The organism is Streptomyces sp. NPDC001514, from assembly GCF_053597075.1.
This window is the reverse complement of record NZ_JBSFHO010000039.1, coordinates 20,871-41,869: the sequence shown is the minus strand read 5'-3', so window position 1 is coordinate 41,869 and position 20,999 is coordinate 20,871. Positions and strand designations below refer to the sequence as shown.

20 protein-coding genes and 2 tRNA genes are annotated in these 20,999 nt (G+C 71.3%); 14 read left to right on the top strand and 8 right to left on the bottom strand.

Features of this window, described 5'->3' with window-relative positions; genetic code table 11:
* Positions 1-20 precede the first annotated feature (20 nt).
* Complete coding sequence (locus tag ACWCXB_RS31370; RefSeq protein WP_450727154.1) at positions 21-1,886, bottom strand: cellulase family glycosylhydrolase; 1,866 nt, start codon at positions 1,884-1,886, stop codon at positions 21-23.
* A 1,124-nt stretch (positions 1,887-3,010) separates the two neighbouring features.
* Between ACWCXB_RS31370 and ACWCXB_RS31365 the strand changes: the two genes are divergently transcribed.
* The gene (locus ACWCXB_RS31365) at positions 3,011-3,163 is read left to right on the top strand and encodes a hypothetical protein (RefSeq protein ID WP_450727153.1); all 153 of its coding nucleotides are present in this window, start codon (positions 3,011-3,013) and stop codon (positions 3,161-3,163) included.
* Between the two features lie 64 nt (positions 3,164-3,227).
* Here the strand turns inward: ACWCXB_RS31365 and ACWCXB_RS31360 are convergent, their stop codons facing one another.
* A complete protein-coding gene (locus tag ACWCXB_RS31360; RefSeq protein ID WP_450727152.1) occupies positions 3,228-3,404 on the bottom strand; it encodes a hypothetical protein in 177 nt (58 codons plus the stop codon).
* 28 nt (positions 3,405-3,432) lie between these two features.
* Here ACWCXB_RS31360 and ACWCXB_RS31355 point away from each other — a divergent pair, with 28 nt between their 5' ends.
* Positions 3,433-3,645, top strand: coding sequence for a hypothetical protein (locus ACWCXB_RS31355; protein ID WP_450727151.1), 213 nt, complete (start codon positions 3,433-3,435; stop codon positions 3,643-3,645).
* 128 nt (positions 3,646-3,773) lie between these two features.
* Here the strand turns inward: ACWCXB_RS31355 and ACWCXB_RS31350 are convergent, their stop codons facing one another.
* Together ACWCXB_RS31350 and ACWCXB_RS31345 are read right to left on the bottom strand one after the other, a co-directional pair.
* A complete protein-coding gene (locus ACWCXB_RS31350) occupies positions 3,774-5,546 on the bottom strand; it encodes a S8 family serine peptidase (RefSeq protein ID WP_450727150.1) in 1,773 nt (590 codons plus the stop codon).
* 193 nt (positions 5,547-5,739) lie between these two features.
* Positions 5,740-6,237 (bottom strand): hypothetical protein, encoded by a 498-nt coding sequence (locus ACWCXB_RS31345; protein ID WP_450727149.1) that lies wholly within the window; start codon positions 6,235-6,237, stop codon positions 5,740-5,742.
* Positions 6,238-6,375: 138 nt separating this feature from the next.
* Between ACWCXB_RS31345 and ACWCXB_RS31340 the strand changes: the two genes are divergently transcribed.
* Positions 6,376-6,627 (top strand): ATP-dependent DNA ligase, encoded by a 252-nt coding sequence (locus tag ACWCXB_RS31340; RefSeq protein ID WP_450727148.1) that lies wholly within the window; start codon positions 6,376-6,378, stop codon positions 6,625-6,627.
* A 97-nt stretch (positions 6,628-6,724) separates the two neighbouring features.
* Here the strand turns inward: ACWCXB_RS31340 and ACWCXB_RS31335 are convergent.
* From ACWCXB_RS31335 to ACWCXB_RS31325, 3 genes are all read right to left on the bottom strand, one after another.
* Positions 6,725-6,799 (bottom strand) — tRNA-Gln (locus tag ACWCXB_RS31335).
* Positions 6,800-7,059: 260 nt separating this feature from the next.
* Positions 7,060-7,521, bottom strand: coding sequence for a hypothetical protein (locus ACWCXB_RS31330; RefSeq protein WP_450727147.1), 462 nt, complete (start codon positions 7,519-7,521; stop codon positions 7,060-7,062).
* A gap of 575 nt (positions 7,522-8,096) precedes the next feature.
* A complete protein-coding gene (locus tag ACWCXB_RS31325) occupies positions 8,097-9,056 on the bottom strand; it encodes a 5'-nucleotidase (protein WP_450727146.1) in 960 nt (319 codons plus the stop codon).
* A gap of 584 nt (positions 9,057-9,640) precedes the next feature.
* On the opposite strand from ACWCXB_RS31325, the gene ACWCXB_RS31320 reads away from it, so the two are divergent.
* From ACWCXB_RS31320 to ACWCXB_RS31285, 8 genes are all read left to right on the top strand, one after another.
* A complete protein-coding gene (locus ACWCXB_RS31320; protein ID WP_450727145.1) occupies positions 9,641-10,342 on the top strand; it encodes a hypothetical protein in 702 nt (233 codons plus the stop codon).
* Positions 10,339-11,034, top strand: coding sequence for a MauE/DoxX family redox-associated membrane protein (locus ACWCXB_RS31315; RefSeq protein ID WP_450727144.1), 696 nt, complete (start codon positions 10,339-10,341; stop codon positions 11,032-11,034). Before ACWCXB_RS31320 ends, ACWCXB_RS31315 begins: the two co-directional genes overlap by 4 nt.
* Positions 11,010-11,603 carry a hypothetical protein gene (locus ACWCXB_RS31310; RefSeq protein WP_450727143.1) on the top strand — a complete coding sequence of 198 codons (594 nt, stop codon included), beginning with the start codon at positions 11,010-11,012 and terminating at the stop codon, positions 11,601-11,603. The genes ACWCXB_RS31315 and ACWCXB_RS31310 overlap by 25 nt, the downstream gene beginning before the upstream one ends.
* Positions 11,600-12,517 (top strand): peptidoglycan-binding domain-containing protein, encoded by a 918-nt coding sequence (locus tag ACWCXB_RS31305; RefSeq protein ID WP_450727142.1) that lies wholly within the window; start codon positions 11,600-11,602, stop codon positions 12,515-12,517. The genes ACWCXB_RS31310 and ACWCXB_RS31305 overlap by 4 nt, the downstream gene beginning before the upstream one ends.
* 12 nt (positions 12,518-12,529) lie before the next feature.
* Positions 12,530-12,712 (top strand): hypothetical protein, encoded by a 183-nt coding sequence (locus ACWCXB_RS31300; RefSeq protein ID WP_450727141.1) that lies wholly within the window; start codon positions 12,530-12,532, stop codon positions 12,710-12,712.
* Between the two features lie 72 nt (positions 12,713-12,784).
* The gene (locus ACWCXB_RS31295; RefSeq protein ID WP_450727140.1) at positions 12,785-13,288 is read left to right on the top strand and encodes a hypothetical protein; all 504 of its coding nucleotides are present in this window, start codon (positions 12,785-12,787) and stop codon (positions 13,286-13,288) included.
* 387 nt (positions 13,289-13,675) lie between these two features.
* Positions 13,676-15,427 carry a glycoside hydrolase domain-containing protein gene (locus ACWCXB_RS31290; RefSeq protein ID WP_450727139.1) on the top strand — a complete coding sequence of 584 codons (1,752 nt, stop codon included), beginning with the start codon at positions 13,676-13,678 and terminating at the stop codon, positions 15,425-15,427.
* Positions 15,428-15,473: 46 nt separating this feature from the next.
* Positions 15,474-16,412, top strand: a complete 939-nt coding sequence (locus ACWCXB_RS31285) for a penicillin-insensitive murein endopeptidase (protein ID WP_450727138.1) — start codon at positions 15,474-15,476, stop codon at positions 16,410-16,412.
* Positions 16,413-16,470: 58 nt separating this feature from the next.
* Here the strand turns inward: ACWCXB_RS31285 and selD are convergent, their stop codons facing one another.
* Positions 16,471-17,514: a selenide, water dikinase SelD gene (selD, locus tag ACWCXB_RS31280; protein ID WP_450727137.1), complete on the bottom strand. Its 1,044-nt coding sequence runs from the start codon at positions 17,512-17,514 to the stop codon at positions 16,471-16,473.
* A gap of 56 nt (positions 17,515-17,570) precedes the next feature.
* On the opposite strand from selD, the gene ACWCXB_RS31275 reads away from it, so the two are divergent.
* The 3 genes from ACWCXB_RS31275 (at position 17,571) to selB (ending at position 20,797) form a co-directional block, all read left to right on the top strand.
* Positions 17,571-17,664 (top strand) — tRNA-Sec (locus tag ACWCXB_RS31275).
* Positions 17,665-17,687: 23 nt separating this feature from the next.
* A complete protein-coding gene (gene selA / locus ACWCXB_RS31270) occupies positions 17,688-19,007 on the top strand; it encodes an L-seryl-tRNA(Sec) selenium transferase (RefSeq protein ID WP_450727136.1) in 1,320 nt (439 codons plus the stop codon).
* 2 nt (positions 19,008-19,009) lie between these two features.
* On the top strand, positions 19,010-20,797 hold the full coding sequence (selB, locus tag ACWCXB_RS31265) for a selenocysteine-specific translation elongation factor (protein ID WP_450727135.1): 1,788 nt from the start codon (positions 19,010-19,012) through the stop codon (positions 20,795-20,797).
* Positions 20,798-20,999: the final 202 nt, after the last annotated feature.

Below are 20,999 nucleotides of genomic sequence, written 5' to 3'. Positions count from 1 at the left end.
GGCGCCGGCCCGACCGGTCCTCAGCCCTGCCCCGCCGCCCACCCCGCCAGCTCCTCGCGCGCGCCGCGCAGCAGGTCGTCGGACGGCGCCGTCGCCCCGTTGGTGATCAGAGCGTAGTGCAGGCCACCACCGGTGCTCGGCGCGGTGAGCAGGAGGCGGCGGCTGCCCGTGCCGCCCGGTTCGGGGGCCACGGCGATCGGGGTGCCGCCGGCGTAGGGCGGGGGTGCGTGCACCGTGCCCAGGTCGGAGACGACTGTCGTCGTCGACGTTGCGAAGGAGGCCGGGAGGTGCAGTTCCGTGGGGGCTGATGTGCCGTCCGAACGCCACAGCAGGAGTCCGTACTGACCGGTGCCGACGAGTTCGCGGACGCGTGGCAGGGATTGCGGCACCGGGTTCCAGGTGAGGGTGGTGGAGCCGTCGCGTGAGCGGTCCTCGTACGTGAAGGCTACGGCGCGTCCGGCCGTGGCGCTCGGATAGAGGCGGTCCAGCAGGCGGGCGTCCTGGCGGAGGACCGGTGTGCCCGTGTCGTCGAGACGGACCGCCGACAGGTCCTCGTCGTTCCACGCGTCACCCGCGGTCAGCACCTTGTCGGGGTTGCCGTTCATGAGTTCGTGGTGGCGGCCGTTGTAGACGTCCCACTGCCATTGCGTGCCGGACAGGACGGGGCCCGAGTCCTGCGGCCGGGACCACCACGTCGCGCCGGGGAGCCCGGAGTCGAGTGCCTGGTACATCGCCTTGACGACGGTCGGGGCCTTGTCGGCGACCGTGCCGCTGAGCGGGTGGCCGAATTCGCTGACGACGGCCGCGGTCTGCGCGGCGGCGGCGCGGTCGCGGATGGTGCCGAAGTCTCCCGCGTACTGGCCGTCCTTCGCCTTGCCCCACATGAAGACGCCGGAGATCGCTTTCTGGTCGTAGAAGTGGGTGTTGAAGACGTAGCGCGGGCCGAGCCGGCCGGCGTCGAGGAGGCCGCCTTCCTGGCGCTGGAAGTCGAGATTGGCGTTCCAGAAGAGGTTGGGCTCGACGAATGCCGGCTTGTCGCGCCATCCTGCCGCGTCCATGCGCGCGCGGAACTTCTCGTAGAAGGGCCAGAGGATGTCCCGCTCCCAGGTGCGGCTGGTCTGGCCGGAGTCGTACGAGCCTGCATGCGGTTCGTTGTACGGGTCGAAGCCGACGACGCCCGCGAACTCGGCCGCGGTGAGGTGCTCGGCGAGGTACGCCATGGTGGTCTGCGTCGTCGCGAGGAAGGCGTCCTGGATTCCGCCCTTGTTGTGCCAGAAGTCGCGGGCGGCCTTGGTCACGGCCTGGTTCTGGGTGATGTTCTGTCCCCAGAACGGACAGATCCCGCAGAATTCTCGCGGGTAACCGCCCGCATCGACGACCCACTTGGGGGCGCCGTCGCCTGTGTACCAGCTGTCTTCGTGGAACAGGTGCCGGGAGAACAGGTCCTGGTGGAAGTCCGGGTAGACCCGGATGCCTGCTCGGAGGAAGGCCTGCATCTGCGCGGTGGCGGCGGCCAGATAGGCGCGGTCGACCTGGCCGCGTACGGGTTCGGCGTGCGCCCACGACAGCAGGAAGCGCACGGCGTTCCCGCCACCGAGTGCGCGCAGGGCCGTCGCGGACTTCTCGGCGTCGGCCACGGAGGCGAAGGGCAGTCCTCTGTTCTCCTCCAGCTTGGTCTCGCCGGAGACGTTGTATCCGCGCAGGACGACCTCGCGGCCGAGCCCGTCGACGAAGCGGCCGTCCTGGACCGTGAAGGAAGCGGCGGCCTGGTCGTCGAACCAGAGGGAACCGGGGACGGGTGAGGCAGCGGACGTTGTGCCGCTCGGATAGAGGACTGCGGCCACGAGGACCACAAGAACGGTCAGCCGTACGCCCACTTTACCCATGCCTCTACACCTACTGACGACCTGTCAGCTTGTCAACGTGACTTTGTATGCGGCGAGTTGGAGAGTGAATCGATGACGCAGGTCCCCTACTGCTGAGCCCTGCCGTGCGTCACACTTGGAGGCTGTTCGACAGCATCTCCTGCCCGCGGTCCGGGGCACGGAGGCCACAGGGGGAGAGAGCCGCCGTGACAGACGAACCGTCCGACGAAGACATCCTCGAAGCAATCGGCCTGCACCTCGGCCGCCCGGGTGAGGCGGAACGCATGCGCATCGCGGGCGTCGCCCGCATCACTCACCTCCCCGTACTCGAGTGCCGCATCACCCGGTCCGTGGAGTCCCGCACGGAGAGCAAGGAGAGCAAGCCCGGGGTGTTCGATGTGTCCGGTCGGCCCGTCTACGACGTTCTGGACGAGTATCCGCTCGCCCCACCCTCGGATCCGAGCGTGCCCGAAACCGTCGAGCTCGTGAAGCGCGGGTCGGTGCGTGAGGAGTCCTGCCCCTGCGGCAACGGAAAAGTCCCGTGCGCGAACTGCTCGGGCCGGGGACGGCTCGCGTGTGAACCCACCATGGTGTGCTCCGTCTGCCGCGCCATCACGCCGTGCACCAAGTGCGGCGGCAACGGCGGAACCCGCAACACCCCCGTGAAGGCCTCCAAACCGGGAGGCAGTCGTAAGCCGACGCGGCCCGGAGAGCGCGTCACATGCGAACGGTGTGGCGCGCCCGAGACCGCGTGCCCCCGGTGCCACGGCAGTGGACGCACCACGTGTACCGACTGCGATGCGAAAGGGTTCGTTTCCTGCAAGCCCTGCGGGGGTGCGGGAACGGAGGCCCACGACCGATGCGCCGGCAAGGGCAGCCTCACCACCTGGCAGGCAGGACTCATCAGGCGGGTCGTCCGACGGGAGGATGTGGACTCGCCGGGACCACGCCCGCTGATCTTTCTTCGGCCAAGGCTGGAGAGCAGAGGGGATTGGCGAAAGGCCACGCTCACCATCGAGGACAGCTTGCCGAAGAACCTCGCTCCCTCCCACCGCGCCGCAATCAAGCCCCGTCTCACGCGGCAGAAGGGGGAAGTGGCCCGGCGGGTGGACATCCGCCATCTGCCGCTCGCCAGAGTGGAGCTCATGGACGACCACAATCGGGTCTTCTACGTCATCCCCGGGCGGTCGAACCTCGAGGTCGTCGCCCTCCCGTCCAGCCGACGCATGTCACGCATCGTGGCGCTCACCGCGGCGTGCCTGACTGCGGTGGTCGTCGTGATGCTGCTGGTCCGCTAGCCCTGGCGCCGGTCCGTCAACCCCTTCAAGCTGATCGGCATCCTCCGGCCGCTGCGACCGCCACTCAATCTGGTGGCGCAGGGCCGGCGACCTGGTCAAGCCGACGGCGCAGTTCGTACACGTCTCGGATGGTGGCGAGGTGTGCGAGGCGGCGTAGGACGGCGGTGATGAACTGCTCCAGGCGGTCACCCGACTCGTGCAGCACGCCGAGCGCACCGTAGCGGGCCCCGACCAGGTCCATGGCGGCAATGACGATGCGGTGCAAAACCGTGGCCAAGGTCCAGCTCGCGGCCGATGGCCAGCATCGCTTCCAGCAGCTTCTGCAGCCGTTCCTTGGTCCCGGCCAGGCAGCGCAGTTGTTCGGCGGTCTCTCCCAGGTGATCGCCCAGACGCAGCCGCAGCTCCTGCAGACTCGATCCGCTCGCCGGTTCCGCCGCCTCTTCCTGGGGAGCGCGCTACGCATGGTCGCCTGCCCCTGCTGAAAAGCCGTGGTGAGCCACACCGGCAGAAGGGGCCCGGCGACGTTTGCCCACGTCCGCCGTCCCCGCCCCCCACGGCCCGATGGCGGCAGGGCGGCAAGGGGGGCGGAGGTCTGTAACGCGTCGTGCCGTCAGCCCCGCCATCCGGCCGGCGTGTACTGCTCGGCTTGCTGCCAGCTCGCGGGGATACCCAGCGCCGTAGGCGCGTCCGCGACCCCCGCGCCCGTACGGGGATCCGTACCGGGCAGCGGCTGGCAGGCGGTGCGCAGCAGCATGTACAGGCGGTCGGCGCGTGCCGCGGTTCGCGGCACCACCTGCGTGCGCAAATGGTCGTGGTGGGCCAGCAGCAGCGCCGCCAGGCCGGTGACGTGAGCGGCGGCGATCGCTGTGCCGTCGACCGCGGCATAGCCGTCACCGAGTGCGGTGGTGATCACCGCTGCGCCGGACGCGACCAGGTCCACCCCCGGACCGGTCGGAGTGAACGGAGCCGGGTACGGGCCGGGCCACGGCGGCTGCACCGCAGTGAGCGGGCTGCTGCTGGGGTAGGTGCCGGTATGCGCGAGCGCACCCACCGCCAGCACCCCCGGCAGGATGGCGAGCTGGGTGAGCGGCCCGGCGGTATCCCCCGCCGGGGCGATGACCGTGATCCCGGCGGCGTGCGCATCGGCGAGTTTCCAGGCGGCCAGCTGGGAGCGTACGCCATAGGCGAGGCTGATCTGGGCGATGTCGATGTCTTGGGTAATGCAGTAGTCGACTGCTTCGATCAGGTCGCTGAGGTGCCCGCCGGGAAACAGCTTCAGCGCATGCACCTCGGCCTCCGCCGCGATCCCGGCGATGCCGGCGTTGTTGTCCGCCGCGGCGATGATGCCGGCACACCACGTGCCGTGCCCCGTGACGTCCACGCCCCAGGTGCCGTTCCCGGCTCCGGTGAAGTCGTGCCCGTGCTTGACAGTGTCCTTGAGGTCCGGGTGGGCGGTGTTCACCCCCGAATCGAGCAGCGCGATCCTGATGCCGTGGCCTCGGTAGGTCGGCGGGATCTGGTTGAGCCGCATCGCCTGCGCACCCCAGCCAGTGATGGCCCGGCCCGGGAAGCCCTCGAACGTCTCCGACAGCGCCTGCACCTCCACCACCGCCTCTTGGTTGTTGGAGGGTTGGGGGCGGCCAGTACGGGTCGGCCAGTAGCCGGCCACCGGGCGGACGTAGAGGGCCTGCAGGGTGTCCGGGGTGTCCGTGGCCAGGGTCAGGTTGACGCGTCCATCCGGGCCGGTGGTGCCGTGGACCGGGCCGCCGGTGCCGACCGCCCACACGTGCGCCCCGGCCACCGCCTCCCCGTCACTGCCCACCACGCGCAGGGTGAGGTGTTCGGGCTCCTCGAGGGTGACGGCCAGCATGGGGTCGATCACCGGCACCGGGCCGACACCCACGGAGGGGATGGGGGTGTAGGAGAGCGGTTGGTCGATCTCCACGACCACCTGCGGGTTCCCGGCCAGGGCGCGGGCCCGCTCCTGGGGCATCCTCACCACCGCGATGGGCGGGCAGGCCGGGTGCGGCTCCGCGATCGCCCCCAACCCGCGGGAACGGGACGGCTGCACCTGCGCCACCGGTGCCACATCGGGGTCTTCCTCCAGCAGCTTGAACAGCGCCGAGGCCTCGATCGGCGGCACCCCACCGGTCAGCAGCCCCCACGGCCGGGGCGCCACCAGATAGCGGCCCCACCCCGCCCGCACACCTCGACCCTGGTACCCCAGCGCCTGCGCCTCCCCGCCCATCCGTCCGGCCGGCTCACCTGCCCCGCCCGCAGGCGCCGCCGGCTGCCCGGCCTCACCCGCCGCGCCCTGCGCACGCGGGGTCTTCCCGCCCTTGCCGTTGCCCGGCTTCACACCGTTGCCGCCCTGCTCACTCATTCAGCCAACCGCCATCTCAACGTAAAGCGTCGTCGTACGCCCCGGATCTTCAGTGGCCGGCCGGGAACCGGGCGTCCATGAGCTCCCCGGCCAGCGGTCCGCCGCGCCTTTGCCTCGCCCCGGCGCGACATCCGGCCGGGCAGGCCCGCCTCCCCACACGGGAGGGAGAACGAGCGCTGCCCGGGCGGGTGTCTCACATGCCCAGAGGCGACAGCTGCCCGTACTGCGGCTGCTGCCCGAAGGCGCCCTGGCCCGGGAACTGGCCGGACTGCTGCTGGCCGTAACCACCGCCCCACTGCTGCTGGCCCTGCTGGCCCTGCTGGCTCTGCTGGCTCTGCTGCACCAGCGTCAGGATCGCGATAGGCAGCGCCTGCTGCACGGACTGCTCCACAGCGCTTCGCACGCCCTGGAGCAGGGTGTGGTGCAGCGCGACAGCCAGGTACGGGTGCGCCTGGTGGGCCAAGCCCTGCTGCTGCAGCTGCTGCTGGACCTGCTGGATCTGCTGCAGCGTCTGCTGCATGCGCTGCGCCACCTGCTGGCTCGCCTGCTGGCAGGCCTGCTGGATCGACTGCTGGACCACCTGCGCGATCTGCTGCTGCGACCCGGCGATCTGCTGGCCGAACAGCTGCTGCTGCCCGTACGGCTGCTGGGTCTGCGGCTGGCTGATCTGCTGAGGGGTGTACACGGACATGCGGAACTCCTCCTTGAGCTCTCCGGAAAGCACAGACGAACGGCGCACCGGACAGCCCGGCCGCCGCCACCGAGCAGCAAACCACCAACCGACCAAGAACACATTTCGGGACATACCTCCAAGCGGCGGAGCCACGTGATGGACGTGCTGACAATCGCCGCAGTCACGGCGCCCGCCCTGCACACCAGCGGCGCGGCGGCACCGGGGAAAGTGGGGGCGATGGCCTGGACAGGCCGCCGGGCGCAACAGAGCGTCAGCGAGGGCTTCGGCGGCGTCGTCGCCAAACGCCTCGCCAGCCCCTATCTGCCCGGACGCCGCACCCGCGACTGGATCAAGATCAAGCACCCTGGGGGCGTCGGGGACGTAGCCCACGGCATGGCGCCACGATGACACCGACTTGCAGACGGCCGGCAGGGCTGGCGCCCCACTTCATCCAGGTCGTGGAACCTCACCCCTGCTGAATCCTGGACCCTTGGCATTCCGTGCTTGGCTGGGATACCAGGACTCGAACCTGAACTAACGGAACCAGAAACCGTCGGGCTGCCAATTACCCCATATCCCACTGCCCCGGCTGTCACCGCGGGAGTCCGGTCCAGCCAGGGTGTCCTCGCCGCGGGTGCTGACAAGCATCACGCGACGGGGCACGTCTCGTCGGCGACATTACCCCTGTCCTGCTCGATACACCCGTTCTGCCCGGGGGTGTCGCCCAGGCCTTGGACGTCATTGCATTTGGCGAGTCTGCTGTGGCAGACGAGTGTTCCTGCCCTGTTCGCCGAAGGCACTGCCAACCAGGCTGCGGATGCCGTTGGCGGCGGGGTTCGGTCAGCCGCTTTCCCGGTAGTTCATGAACCAGTGAGTGTCGAAATAGCGGGCCATCGTGAACGGGTGGTGCGGGTCAATGAGGATGCGGCAGACGAACTCCACGGCCTGGCAGTCGAAGGGGACGTCCTCGCCGTCGAAGGACTGGACCACGACGGGCCAGCGGTCGGGGTCCTCACTGTCGGCCCTCCAGCAGTACAGGTCCTCGTACTCAGTGCCCGCCCAGATGAGCAGACCGTCCTCCCTGAGATGCGTCCACGGCTCCTGGTTCAGGTCCAGGTATCCGTCGAAGGCGCCCTCGCCGAACGTCTCGACCATGCGCTTGTAGTCGCTCGGCAGCGCGTTGCCCAGGCGCGACTCCACCTCCACCCAGTCCACGTCCGGCCGCTGGGCGGGCTGTGTCCAGCCGGTGATCCGTCTGAGCCGCTCCATCCAGTCGACATCCTCGTCCGGAGCAACCGCCAAGGGTTGTGGCACCTCCCTGTGAGCGACCACCAACACCGGCCGCTCGGCGCCCTCGGCGTCCCGCGCCGTGCCCGTACCGACCCACTGATTCCCGTACGCCCACGCCCGTATCGTCACGGCGCGGTCCTCGAAGGGGACGAGGAGAGCCGCGCCCTTGGACTCGTCGACCGTCGGATCGCTGAAGCCGTCGAGGACGAGGGTTCTTCGACGGGTTGACCATCGCCCGACCGGCCACGGTCACAGGGGTAGTCGTCGGTCTCGAAAGGACTCGCACGCGTCCGCTCCGACGGGCAATCGCCGCATGTCAGAACAGCCTTCGCGAGACTGCTCCGCGGACCGGGTGCCGCCCAGGGGACGGTTACGGAGCAGCGTCGCCGAATGCCGTCAGAGAGCCGTCCCTCCCCAGGCAACAGCGCCCTTGCCCGGCCCAGTGGATGCGCCAGAGCTTCGGTATCCCCTCATCGCGGCGAATGAGCCCCCAGGTGGCAGCATCGAACACCGAGGTAGGAGGTACCCACTGACCGCGGGAACTCGGGCGCGTCGTGGTCGTTCCTACTGGCTGATCTTGGGAACGATCAGAATTCGGGCTGGTGTCCTGAGTCGGCCTGCTCGTTGAGCTTTCCGAAGGGCACGTGCACGCTCGGTGTCGTCTGCGAGGTGCTCGCCACGTGACTTTGCTGGTCGTCGAAGAAGATGTGCGGCTTGAGGACCTTCATGATCTCGCCCTTGTTGATCCCGCCGAGGAAGAACGCGTCGTTGACCGTGACGCCCCATCGCTTCAGGCTCATCACTGCCCGCTCGTGCGCAGGGGCGGCGCGCGCTGTGACGAGGGAAACATGGAGACGGATCCGGTAGTCGGCGTTCTTCCGTCGTTCCTTCTCCTCTCGCCGCTGGATTCGGTTGATGTTGGCCAGAAATTCCTTCAACGGTCCCGCGTCGTGCGGGACAGCGGCGTTCATCACCTCGTGGGTGCGGAATTCCTCTATCCCACCTGCCTGATACACCTGCTCCGATGCGTCGGTGGCCAGGACCCCGTCGAAGTCGAAGGAGATCCGCAGGTCATGGTCCTCGGTGTCGTCCTCGTGCGGCGCGCCCAGGACGTGGCCTGCGGGCAATCCCGCCAGGACAGCCTCGCGAACATCACACTCGTTCGCCGACAGGAACAGCGACATGTTGAGTGCCGGCATGAATTTGTGGGGCGACCGGCCCTGCATGAAGATGGCCCGGCTTATCGACAGACCGTGCGCCTTTATGGATCTCATGACGCGAAGTCCGGTGTCGGGGTCGTTGCGGGACAAAACGATGACCTCGACCAGCGGGTCACCCTCCTTGCCCAGGTCGTTCAGCGACAGCAGCCGGCGGATGAACGGGAACGCGACCCCGGGACGGAGTGTTTCGTCCAGATGCTCCTCCTGGTAGGCGCGGTAACTCTCTTCGCCCTGCTCCCGGAACACGGCGTCCGACTCGGTCAGGTCGAAAAGAGCGCTGGAGGCGATTCCGATGACAAGCCGGTCCGCCAGCTCGTAGACGGCCACAGCGACCCCTTTGATCAGCCCATTCGCGTTCGTCGCCATCATCGCACCAGCCAGTCTGCTGGTCCCCTCTCGCCTTCGTGTGGGTGCTCAGCGTGTGGTACTCCTCCAGCAGGCGGCCGTGAACGTCTCGACCGCGGGCGCAAACGGTTGGCGCCTGGCCGACCCGATCAGAGGTCCGCTCTCCTTGTCGGCCAAGTGGGCGGGGCAGGTTGGTCTCGGTCCGCTCAAGGGCTCTCTGCGCTACGGCCGTACCGACCGTGACCCGCTGCCCGCGCCGATCCTGGGGCACGTGGACTACCAGCAGGAACCGCGCGTCCAAGAGGAACTGCCCCTGCTCCACGCCCGGATCGACATACGGATCGGCATGCTTCCACCGCCCTGCGCACTGCCCGCGGCCTCGTCCGCCACCCCGACGTCACGGGCTACATGGGACGCAGAGCCCGGATCGCGAGGAGCTCCGGATACTCCTCAGGGGCGAAGCCGACCCGCCCCGCACGGTGGCTGGATTGACAGGTCCATGGCCATTGTCTAGCTTCCTCTGCGGCCGCGGTGCCGAGCAGCCCCGCGCCCCCAGGAGGATGCACATGGTCGCATCGTTCGTCACTCATCGCGCCCTCGACGGCGGGACGTATCGCCTGGAGGGCGACCTCGATCTGCGGGCGCCGTGCACCTCGGCCGTCGAGGTGGTGGTCGGTGGGCGGCTTGTCGAGTTCACCGCCGGGCCGGCCACATTGGGCGACGATGTCGCCGCTTCCCTGGGCATCGGGGCACCCGACTCCGAGCTCACTTTCCGGAACGGCACGCTGCGTATCTACGAGTCGATCGAGCGCGAGCCGCGCTCAGGGCTGGTGGAGCGGCCGTTGCTCGTCGTGTGGCGCGGCGAGCGCCACGCACTCGTGACCCGGCTGTACGGCCTGAGCGTGGCCGAAGTGCTCGGGCTGCTGCGGTCGGTGGGCATCGCCGAGAGCGAGTACGGGCTCGCTCTCCGGCCCGATCCGTCGGCCGGAAGTGCCTTCGCGCGGCCCGCGACGGTGATCAAGGAGGTGCCCGGCCTCGGGCTGCTGGAGCTGTCCCGGCGGACGAAGGAGCACACCGCCCAGCTTCCGCCGTGGAAGGGCGTGGCGGTCGCGTCCGGTGAGCTGTTCCGCGACACACTCTCCGACGGCAGCCCGTTCTTCGTGCTGTCCTCCACCGAGATCTGGGCCACGGTGGTGCCGCTGGCGTCGACTTCCGTCGAGCGAGTGCCCGAGCTCGTCGGACGGCTCGCGCTCCGGCGCACCGGATGAGCCCGGCGGTGATCGGCTTCTACGGCGGGCTGACCGCCTCGATCGTCACGCTGAGCCTGCTCGTGGGTGCGGTCTCCCACGCCGCCCGTCCCGCCGTCCTGAGCGAGGCGCTGCGGGCGCACGGCGTGCTGGGACCGCGGTTCCGCCGGTTCGCCGCCACCGTCGTGCCTTGCGCCGAGGGCGCCCTGGGGGCGGCCGGAGCGGCCGCGCTCCTGACGGTCCACCAGCGAGGGCTGCAGGCCGTACTCGCCGCGGCGACCGTCCTCTTCGGGCTCTACGCCGGCTACACGCGGCACGTCCTCGCCCTCGGTCGCGGGGGTCCGTGCGGCTGTTCGCGCCGGGATGTGCCCCTGAGCCGCTGGGTGACCCGGCGGGCCGCGGCCCTGGCCGGGCTCGCGGCGGCCGGCGCGGTCCTCGCCGGGGCAGGCACGGTACGGGTCTCCGCAGCGGAGCTGGTCACACTGTTGCTCGCGGCTCCCGCCTGCACCGCGCTGCTGTGGTCCCTGCCCGCCGCCATGCACGAGCCGGCCGCAGCCGCCGCTCACCAGCCGGCCACGGCCACTGCTCACCAGCCGCCCGCAGCCGACGATCACCTGCCGACCGCGGCCACTGCTCACCGGCCGACCGAGGCCACCCCGCACCGGACTGCCGAAGGAGTGTCGACGAGATGGACTTCACCACCAGCGCCCTGATCGCCTCGTGGGCGGCGATCGCGCTGCTCGCGCTGGTCGTCTCGGGACTGGTCAGACAGGTGCACCAGCTGTCGCGCGCCCAGCCGAACCGCCCCGGGCGGGTGGGCATCGCACCCGGCGCACCGGCGCCCAGGCTCGATACGGCCAAGCTGGACGACACGGCCGGGCTCGACGGCCTCCTGACCCCGGGCCGCGCCGCGCTGCTGCTGTTCCTCGACGCCGACTGCAGCACCTGCGTCCAGGTGCTCGCCGAGGCCGGAGCCTGGACGATCCGCCAGAGCCAGGGCGGCCAGGGCCACGGGGGCCAAGACCACGGTCACAGCGACGCCGTCGCCCCGCAGCTGCTCGGGCTCTACGCGGGCCCCGCGCCGCACACCGGCGAAGGCGCCGTCCCGGTGCGGGGTGGTCGCCCGGAGCTGTTCACGGCGTACGACATCCCCGCCACCCCGTATGCGGTGGCCATCGACGCGGAGGGGCGGATCGCGCGTTCGGAGCCGCTCGGCTCGGCCACCGCGCTGCTGCGGTTGCTCGACGACATCCATCCCGCAACGCAAAGGAGCCTGCCATGACGTCACTGGACGACGTGCCCACGCTGCGCCGGTCGGGAAGCGTCGGCCGCCGCTCCCGGACCATGCGCGGGGCCCTGCCGTCCTTCGCACCGCGCAGGCGCACCTTGCTGCAGGCGGCGACCGCCGCGGGCTTCGCCTCGCTGGGGGTGTTCCCCGCCGCCCGGCAGGCCTACGCCGACGGCTACGACATCTGGACCGGTGCGTGCCCGAGTTACGCCGAGGACCACAACTGCTCCCCGGGCTGCGGGCCCAGCACCGTCTACGCGGACGCGTGCGTGACGTCAGGGGCGAACACCGGCTTCCACCGGTCGGACGGTGTCACGTGGACGCTGCGGCCGAACCAGTGCTACGCCGGCACCTACGACGGCTGGCTGTGGCGCTACAGCGCGGCCTGCGGCAGCTGCGGCTGCGGCATCGAGCGGCGCTGCCACGACGGGTACCGCAACACCGGCTCCGGCTGGGTGAAGTCCATCTGCCGCTGGACCACCGACTGCGACTGCCCCGGCTCCATCACCTGGCCGACCATCGGCCGCGGTGCCACCGGGCCCGACGTCCACACCATCCAGCACCTGCTCACCCACCACGGTCATCCGACGGATGTCGACGGCATCTTCGGGCCGGACACCGAGGCGCGGGTCGAGGAGTTCCAGTCGGCGAAGGGACTCAGCCCCACGGGCAGCGTCGGCCCGGCCACCTGGCCGGTACTGGTCGTCACCGTGCGCCAAGGAGACGTGAACAATGCCGTACGCGGCGCCCAGCGGCAGCTCAACAAGCACGGCTACGCACTGACGGTCGACGGCAACTTCGGTTCGCTCACACGGCAGGCCGTCATCTCGTTCCAGTCCCTGCACGGCCTGACGGCCGACGGCGTGGTCGGCCAGAACACCTGGCGCACGCTGACCGGGACGGTCTAGATGAGCTCCGGGATGTCCGGCCTCCCCGCGGCCCGGCCGGGCCGCGCCCGCGGCGTACTCATGCTGCTCACCGATCCCGCCCTGCCTGTGGCGGCCCTGGGGATGGCGGCGATCGTCACCGCCCTCTACGCCCCCATGCTGACCTGGGCGGTCACCGGCGGTCTGGCCGGCTACTCGCTCTCCGGATCCGTTTGAACGCGCAACAGCGCGTTCGCGCTGGCCTCGCCAGGTTGGCGGGCAACGTACAGACAGGCGCTGGTCCTCGGCGTGTTCACCGTCGGCCTGCTGGTCGGCGGAGTGCTGACGGCCGGGGTGCTGTGGCTGTTCTCCGGTCTCTTCACACCGCTCCCGGCCGGCGGGCGGCAAGGGCTGATCGCGGCCGCCGCACTGTTCGCCGCGCTGCGCGACGCGGGCAGACTGATGCTGCGGCTGCCGCAGAACGCCCGGCAGATACCGCAGGACGTGCTGCGCCGCCATCTGGCCCGCGGCGCCCTGCAGTTCGGCTTCGAGCTCGGTACGGGCGTGCGCACCTACGTCTCGGCGAGTGCGCCGTACGCGATGGCGGTCGCGGTGCTGCTGTCCGGGGGCTCCTTCGCGCTCGCCCTTGCCGCCGGACTCGGCTTCGGCGCGGGCCGGGCCCTCACCCCGGCCCTGCGCAGGCTCTCCGGGAACGGGGACCACTGGGACGGCCTTCTCGCGCGGCGGCTCAGCGGTATGACCGTCCTGTGCTCCGTGCTGGTCGCCGCCGTCGCCTGTGCGGTGCTCACGTAGCGCCGTTGCCCAATGTCATTGCCCGACGCCCTCGCACGGGTGACTCAACAACGGCTGCTCATAAGGCGGTTGCGCCGGAGGTCTGGTCCTGTGGCAGATGGTGACGCAGTGGACACGCCGCGGTTGCGGCGCCAAACTCGGCTGAGTCCCGTGAGGAAATCAGGACTCGGGACGGAGGCACGATGTTACGACGCACGGCCCGATTCCTTCATCCGGTTGTCATGGTCATGACCTTCACTGTGGGCCCCACCAACCACGCCTGGTCCGCGCCCAGTCGCGGCATCTGAACAGCGAGTCCGACGCACACAGCACCGCTCGTCCCGGCACGGATCACACCTGCCGCGCCGCTCTCCCCACTCTCCCCCGCACCCGAGTAGGAGTGCCCTGATGTCGTCGTCCCGCATCCCCTGGCGCGTCCGCGCCGCAGCGTCCGTGCTGGCGGTGCTCGCCGGTACCGTCGCGTCCGCCGTCCCCGGCCCAGCCGTGGCGGCCTCCCCGCCCGAGAGCCGGCAGTCCGTCACCTTCCACGGCTACCGCATCGAGGTGCCCCCCGACTGGCAGGTGGTCGACCTGGCCGAAAACCCGCGCGCCTGCCTCCGGTTCGACAGACCCGCCGTCTACATAGGCGAGCCCGCCGACCAGAACGACTGCCCTGCCCGAGTCGTCGGCCGTACGGCGGGCATCGTCGTGGAGCCCATCACCGCCCGCTCCGCCGGCCGGGCGACGGCGGCGACCGCCCGGACACAACGCGGAAAGGCCACCGCCCCGTCCGCCGCGTCCAGCAACAACACCATCCAACTCGCGGTCGAGGACGCCGGCGTCCTCGTCACCACCGCCCACACCCCGGCAACCGAGCGCCTGGTGCGCGACGTCCTCGACTCGGCCGAGCTCACCGCGGGCGCCGAACGCACCGAACTGCCCCGCGCCGCACAGCACTCCGACGCCGCGCCCCTGGCCGCGGCCGGGCCACAGCCGGGCAGCTACCTCGGCAAGGGCTTCGACGCCTGCACCGCCCCCTCGCAGGCCGCCATGAACGCCTGGCAGGCGAGCTCGCCGTACAGCGCGGTCGGCGTCTACATCAGCGGCTCCTTCCGCGGCTGCGCACAGCCGAACCTGACCGCGAGCTGGGTGACCAACCAGACCAACAACGGATGGCGCCTGTTCCCCATCGACGTCGGCCGCCAAGCGCCGTGCACCAGCTACTCGCTGAAGATGTCCGCCGACCCGGCCACGGCCAAGTCCCAAGGCGTCACCGCGGCGGCCGGCGCCATCACCGCCGCGTCGAACCTCGGGATCCCGGCGGGCAGCGCCATCTACAGCGACATCGAGGCCTACACCTCCACGGCCTCCTGCAAGGCGGCCGTTCTGTCGTACCTGTCCGGCTGGACCGAACGACTGCACAGCAGCGGCTATCTGTCGGGCTTCTACTCCAGCGCCGCCTCCGGCATCAAGGACGCCGCCAGCGAGTACAACAACAGCGCCTACACGCGCGTCGACCACCTCTTCTACGCGTGGTGGAACGGCGCCGCCGACACCAACACCGGTACCTACGTGCCGTCCACCTACTGGTCCAACCACCAGCGCATCCACCAGTACGTGGGCGAGGTCACCGAGTCCTACGGCGGCTACTCGATCAACATCGACCGCGACTACCTCGACGTGGGCACCGGCACCCCGCCCACGCCCACCTGCACCGGGGCGAACCTCGACTTCACCGCGTACACCACCGTCCAGAGCGGCTCGACCGGCAACCTGGTCAAGGCGGCCCAGTGCCTGCTGAAGGCCGCCGGTTACGACCCGGGCGCCCCGGACGGGGTCTTCGGCCCCGCCACGACCACCGCAGCCAGGAACTTCCAGACCAGCAAGGGGCTCACGGCGGACGGCGTGGTCGGCCCGAAGACCTGGACCGCCCTGCTGTCCCGCGGATCCACCCCCACCATCCAGAACGGCTCGACGGGAGAGGCCGTCACGCGACTGCAGCGCGCCCTGACCGCCGCGCTCGGGCGGACGGTGGCCATCGACGGCGTCTTCGGCTCGGGCACCGGTCAGGCCGTACGCGACTACCAGTCCTCGCGCGGGCTGGGCGTCGACGGCGTGGTCGGCCCCGCCACCTGGGGCGCCCTCCAGTCAGGAAAGTGAGCAGGAACGTGAGCAGAGAAATGAACAGGGAAGTGAGGAACGAATCGTGAGACGACTCGCACGCATCATCACGCTGTTCGCCGCGGTGGCGGGCCTGCTCCTCGGACTGGGCGTCCCCGCGCAGGCCTTCCCCCAGGCCGCGTTCCCGCTGACGAGCAACGGAAACCGGGGCTCCGACGTAGTCGCGCTGCAGCACCTGCTCGCCGCGCACGGCCGCTCCGTGGCCGTGGACGGCGTCTTCGGCTCGGGCACGCACAGCGCGGTGGTGGGCTTCCAGCAGTCCAAGGGCCTGACCGCGGACGGCATCGTCGGCCCCGCCACCTGGGGAGCGCTCGCCGTCACCGTACGGCAGGGCGACAACGGGCCGGCGGTGAAGGCCGTCCAGTCGCTGCTCAATGCCAAGCGGGGTGCCGGCCTCGGGGTCGACGGTGCCTTCGGGCCGGCCACCGCCACCGCCGTCCGCACCTTCCAGTCCCATGCTGGAATCGGCGCGGACGGCGTCGTCGGACCGACCACGTGGAAGAACCTGCTGTGGCACTACGAGAACATCAATTTCGGCGCCGGCACCATGTGCGCACAGAGCCCCGACGGCAACGCCAACGCCCACTGGGCGACAGCGGGCGCCGTCGGTCAGCTTGAGGCCGCCGCCGCCACCTTCGCCGGCACTGGGAACGGCAGACTGCCGGTCGGCGACGCGGGCTTCGAGCACGGTGGGGACATACCCGGCCATGCCAGCCACGAAGTCGGGATGGACATCGACGTGTGGCCGATCCGCACCGACTCGGCGCAGTGCACCGCAGGGCGTATCACCTGGCAGTCGGGGACCTACGACCGTGCGGCCACCCGCAGGCTCGTGCAGGAGATCCGGGCGAAGGCCCCCGGCCATGTCGAGCTGATCTTCTTCAACGATCCGCAGCTGATCTCGGAGGGCCTGACGACGAGCTACCCGAACCACGACAACCACCTGCACATCCGCTACCGGTAGCGCGTCGGCCGCGGGCCCCGGGCGTCGCCTGCGGGTCCGCGGCCGTCGACCGCAGTGGTCAGCGGATGACGAGCGTCGTGCCGGCGACGGCGGGGACCAGTTCCCCGATGACCGGATGTCCGGGCAGCTCACCGGCGACCAGCAGTCCGCCGGAGGTCTGCGCGTCGGCGAGCAGGAGCAGCTCGTCGTCGCTCGCCCGTCCCGCGTCCAGGTGCGGGCGCACCCAGTCGAGATTGCGCCTCGTGCCGCCGCTGATGTACCCGGCCCGCAGGGATTCCCGGGCGCCGTCGAGCACGGGGACGGCGCCGGCGTCCACCACGGCGGTGACGGCGCTGGCACGGGCCAGCTTGTGCAGATGGCCGAGCAGCCCGAATCCGGTCACATCGGTGGCGCACACGGCGCCGGCCTCCAGGGCCGCGGCACTGGCCCGGTCGTTGAGCGCGGCCATGCTGGCGACGGCGTGCGGAAAGACTTCGCCCGTCCGCTTGTGGCGGTTGTTGAGGATCCCGACGCCCAGCGGCTTGGTCAGGGTGAGCGGCACCCCCGGCCGGCCTGCGTCGTTGCGCAGCAGCCGGTCCGGGTCCACCAGGCCGGTCACGGCCATTCCGTAGAGCGGTTCCGGGCTGTCGATGCTGTGGCCTCCGCCAACGAAGCAGCCGGCCCTGCCGGCGACGTCGAGCGCTCCCGCCAGGACCTCCTGGGCCAGCTCTGCGGGCAGGACGTCCCGGGGCCAGCCCAGCAGGTTGAGCGCGACGACGGGCCGGCCGCCCATCGCGTAGACGTCGGAGAGGGCATTGGCGGCGGCGATCCGGCCCCAGTCGCGGGCGTCGTCGACGACCGGCGTGAAGAAGTCGGCCGTCGACACCAGGGCGGATCCGTCACCGGTGCGCACGACCGCGGCGTCGTCGCCGTCGTCGAGTCCGACCAGCAGGCGGTCCTCGCCTGTGCCCGGGGCCTGTCCGGGGATCCGGGGCGGCATCAGTCCCGCGACCATGGTCTCCAGCTCGCCCGGAGGGATCTTGCAGGCGCAGCCGCCGCCGTGTGCGTACTGGGTCAGCCGCACGGGCGCGGCGGGTCCGGCTACGGGGCCAACTGTCGTCATACGGCGATGATTTCAGCTCTTGCCCAAGCGGTGTGCGGGGATCACAATCAGGCTCCGGAGGCGTTGGGCGGGCTGGTGCCCCTCCCGATCTTCAAAATCGGTGTGGTCCGGAAACCGGGCCAGGCGGGTTCGATTCCCGTCCGCCTCCGCTGACTTCGATCGGGGTGGCGCGGGTGGCGGACGGGCAGCGGGAGCCGCCGGCGGATCCCCGGCGGCAGGTGCCGAGCACCACGCTGCTGCTCGACGATCCCCGGCTGAGCGAGGCCTCCGCACGGCTGGGCAGGACCGTCGTCAAGGCCGCGGTCGTCACCGCCCAGCAGGCCGTACGCGAAGGACGGATCGGGCCGGACGACGCCATCGGTGCCGCGCTTGCCGCGCTCCCCGCACGCGCGGCCGGGCTGAGCCCCGTGCACAACGCCACCGGCGTGGTGCTGCACACCAATCTGGGGCGCGCCCCGCTGTCGCGGTCCGCGCTGGAGGCGATGGCGGCGGCCGGCGGATACACGGACGTCGAACTGGACCTGAGCACCGGCAGACGGGCGTCGCGCGGGCGCAGTGCCATGGCGGCCCTACTGGAGGCGGTACCGGCCGCAGAAGCCGTGCACGTCGTCAACAACGGAGCCGCCGCCCTCGCCCTGGCCGTGGCCACGCTGGCTCCGGGGCGCGACGTCCTGCTCAGCCGGGGCGAGTTCGTGGAGATCGGCGACGGCTTCCGGATACCTGAGCTGCTGGCCTCCTGCGGCGCCCGGATACGCGAGGTCGGCACCACCAATCGGACCCGTCTCGACGACTACGCGGACGCCGTCGGCCCGGACACCGGATTCATCCTCAAGATCCACCCGTCGAACTTCACGGTGAGCGGCTTCACCCGGGGCGTGGACACCGGAGAACTGGCGTCGCTGGGACCGCCCGTGGTGGTCGACATCGGATCCGGCCTCCTCGCGCCCGACCCGGTGCTGCCGGGCGAGCCGGACGCGGCCACGACGCTGCGCGCCGGGGCCACCCTGGTCACCGCCAGCGGGGACAAGCTCCTCGGCGGTCCGCAGGCAGGACTGGTCCTCGGCCGGGCCACCGTGGTGGAACGGATGCGCCGCCATCCGCTGGCCCGCGCCCTGCGCGTGGACAAGTTCACCCTGGCCGCGCTCGAGGCGACGCTGCGCGGTCCCGAGCCACCCGTGCACGCCGCCGTGCACATGCCGCTGCCGCAACTGCGCGCACGGACGCAGCGCCTGGCCGAGGCCGCTGCGCGCCGGGGCCTGGACGCGCGCGTCGTGCCCTGCGAGGCGGTGGTCGGAGGCGGCGGCGCCCCCGGGACCGCTCTGCCGTCCTGTGCGCTCAGCCTCCCCGACGACCTGGCAGCACCGCTGCGCACCGGTGAACCCGCCGTGCTGGGCCGGGTGGTGCGCGGCCGGCTGCTGCTGGACCTGCGGTGCGTACCGGAGGCGTACGACGACGACGTCCTCGCCGCGGTGCTGCGCGCGGCGGGTCGGTGAGCATGCGGGTCATCGCGACGGCCGGGCACGTCGACCACGGCAAGAGCACCCTGATCCACGCGCTGACCGGCACCCACCCCGACCGGCTGGCGGAGGAGCGGCGCCGTGGTCTGACCATCGACCTGGGCTTCGCCTGGACGGATCTGCCCTCGGGCGAGCGGCTCGCGTTCGTCGACGTCCCAGGACACGAGAGGTTCGTCCCCACCATGCTGTCCGGTGTGGGGCCCGTGCCCGCCGTGCTGTTCGTCGTCGCCGCGGACGAGGGCTGGAAGCCGCAGTCCGCCGAGCACCTCGCCGCCGTGGACGCCCTGGGCGTACGGCACGGGCTGCTCGCCGTCACCCGCTGCGATCTGGCCGACCCCGGCCCGGCGACGGCGCAGGCGCTGGACCGGATCCGGTCCAGCACCCTCGGAGGCGTCGAGACCGTGGCCGTCAGCGCCCGCACCGGCGCGGGCCTCGCCGAGCTGCGCGCCGCCCTGGACCGGCTGGCCGCGCGGCAGCCGGACGGGGACGCCGAGGCCCCGGTGCGGCTGTGGATCGACCGCTGCTTCACCGTGCGCGGCAGCGGGCTGGTGGTCACCGGCACGCTCGGTGCGGGGCGGATCCGGCGGGGCGACGTCCTGGTGACCGCCCGGTCCGGCCGTTCCGTGCGCGTCAGGGCGCTGCAGGCCCTCGGCGAGGAGACCGGCCTGGTACGGGCAACCGCCCGGGTCGCCGTCAACCTCCGCGGTCTCGAGAAGGAGTCGACCGGCCGCGGCGACGCACTGCTCACCCCCGACAGCTTCCTCCCCTGCCTGCGCTGCGACGTGCGCGTACACGGCGCAACACCGGCCGCGGCACTGCCCCGCACCGCTGTCGCCCACATCGGCTCGGCGGCCGTGCCGGTACGCGTACGGCCGCTCGCTGCGGACATCGCCCGGCTGACCCTGCCTGCACCACTGCCGCTGCGCATCGGTGACCGCGCGGTGCTGCGCGATCCCGGTCTGCGGCGGGTGCTCGCCGGCCTGACAGTGCTCGACCCCCGGCCACCGGACCTGCGGCGCCGCGGCTCCGCGACACGGCGGGCGGCCGAGCTGGGCGACGCTCGCGGCACTCCGAACGAGGCGGACGAGCTACGGCGCCGACTGCTGGTCACGCGCGGGGAGCTGACCGCGATGGGGGTGGCCGTCCACACCACGCCGGTCGCGGACGACTGGCTCGCCGAGCCCGCCCACTGGACCGCCCTGCGCGCCCGGCTGGCCGAACTGGTCGCCGCGTACCGCTCCGAGCGCCCCACCGAGGAGGGCGTACCGCTAGAAACCGCCCGGCACCGCCTCGGGCTGCCCTCCGCCTCCCTGGTGGAGGCACTGATCACACCGCCCCTGCGGATGAGCCACGGGCGCGTGACCGCCGGGCCCCCGGCACTGCCCGCCACTGTCGCGGACGCCGTACGCCGCCTCACCACCGAACTCGCCGGCCGCCCGTTCGCCGCCCCCCACGCCCAGCGGCTCGCGGAACTCGGCCTCGGCCGCCGCGAGCTCGCCACGGCGGCCCGCCACGGAGCGGTACTGCGCCTCGCGGAGCACGTGGTGCTGCTACCGGACGCCCCCCGGCTGGCGGCCGACCGGCTGAGCGCACTCGACCAGCCGTTCACCGTGGGCACGGCGAGCCGCGCCCTGAAGACCAGCCGACGCATCACCATTCCCCTGCTGGAGCACTGCGACGGTCAGGGCATCACCCAGTTGCTCCCCGACAAGCGCCGCCGGTGCGCGCCGCGCAGTCGGCCGGCGTCGGTCACCGCACGACCCTGAACCCGTGCTCCCGCTGGAGCTGTCGGTCGTAGAGCTGCTCGTCGACCACGGCGACCGGCAGTTCGTCGTGAAAAGCCGCACTCCTCGCGCGGGCAGAAGAACGCGGACGAGTCCGCGGTGGCGCGCACCCCGTAGTCCCCGATGTCGGGGACTTGGGCGCCGGGTGTCGGGCGCGTTCTGCGGCGAAGACAGCGAGGTGTTG

Bases quoted from the DNA above. Each gene is read 5' to 3' on its own strand.
- ACWCXB_RS31300 (WP_450727141.1), top strand. From the start codon at position 12,530: ATGTCCGGCCTCCCCGCGGCCCGGCCGGGCCGCGCCCGCGGCGTACTC.
- ACWCXB_RS31360 (WP_450727152.1), bottom strand. From the start codon at position 3,404: ATGGACCTGGTCGGGGCCCGCTACGGTGCGCTCGGCGTGCTGCACGAG.
- ACWCXB_RS31345 (WP_450727149.1), bottom strand. From the start codon at position 6,237: ATGTCCGTGTACACCCCTCAGCAGATCAGCCAGCCGCAGACCCAGCAG.
- ACWCXB_RS31310 (WP_450727143.1), top strand. From the start codon at position 11,010: ATGGACTTCACCACCAGCGCCCTGATCGCCTCGTGGGCGGCGATCGCG.
- ACWCXB_RS31340 (WP_450727148.1), top strand. From the start codon at position 6,376: ATGGACGTGCTGACAATCGCCGCAGTCACGGCGCCCGCCCTGCACACC.
- ACWCXB_RS31290 (WP_450727139.1), top strand. From the start codon at position 13,676: ATGTCGTCGTCCCGCATCCCCTGGCGCGTCCGCGCCGCAGCGTCCGTG.
- ACWCXB_RS31365 (WP_450727153.1), top strand. From the start codon at position 3,011: ATGGACGACCACAATCGGGTCTTCTACGTCATCCCCGGGCGGTCGAAC.
- selD (WP_450727137.1), bottom strand. From the start codon at position 17,514: ATGACGACAGTTGGCCCCGTAGCCGGACCCGCCGCGCCCGTGCGGCTG.
- selB (WP_450727135.1), top strand. From the start codon at position 19,010: ATGCGGGTCATCGCGACGGCCGGGCACGTCGACCACGGCAAGAGCACC.
- ACWCXB_RS31315 (WP_450727144.1), top strand. From the start codon at position 10,339: ATGAGCCCGGCGGTGATCGGCTTCTACGGCGGGCTGACCGCCTCGATC.
- ACWCXB_RS31305 (WP_450727142.1), top strand. From the start codon at position 11,600: ATGACGTCACTGGACGACGTGCCCACGCTGCGCCGGTCGGGAAGCGTC.
- ACWCXB_RS31350 (WP_450727150.1), bottom strand. From the start codon at position 5,546: ATGAGTGAGCAGGGCGGCAACGGTGTGAAGCCGGGCAACGGCAAGGGC.
- ACWCXB_RS31320 (WP_450727145.1), top strand. From the start codon at position 9,641: ATGGTCGCATCGTTCGTCACTCATCGCGCCCTCGACGGCGGGACGTAT.
- ACWCXB_RS31370 (WP_450727154.1), bottom strand. From the start codon at position 1,886: ATGGGTAAAGTGGGCGTACGGCTGACCGTTCTTGTGGTCCTCGTGGCC.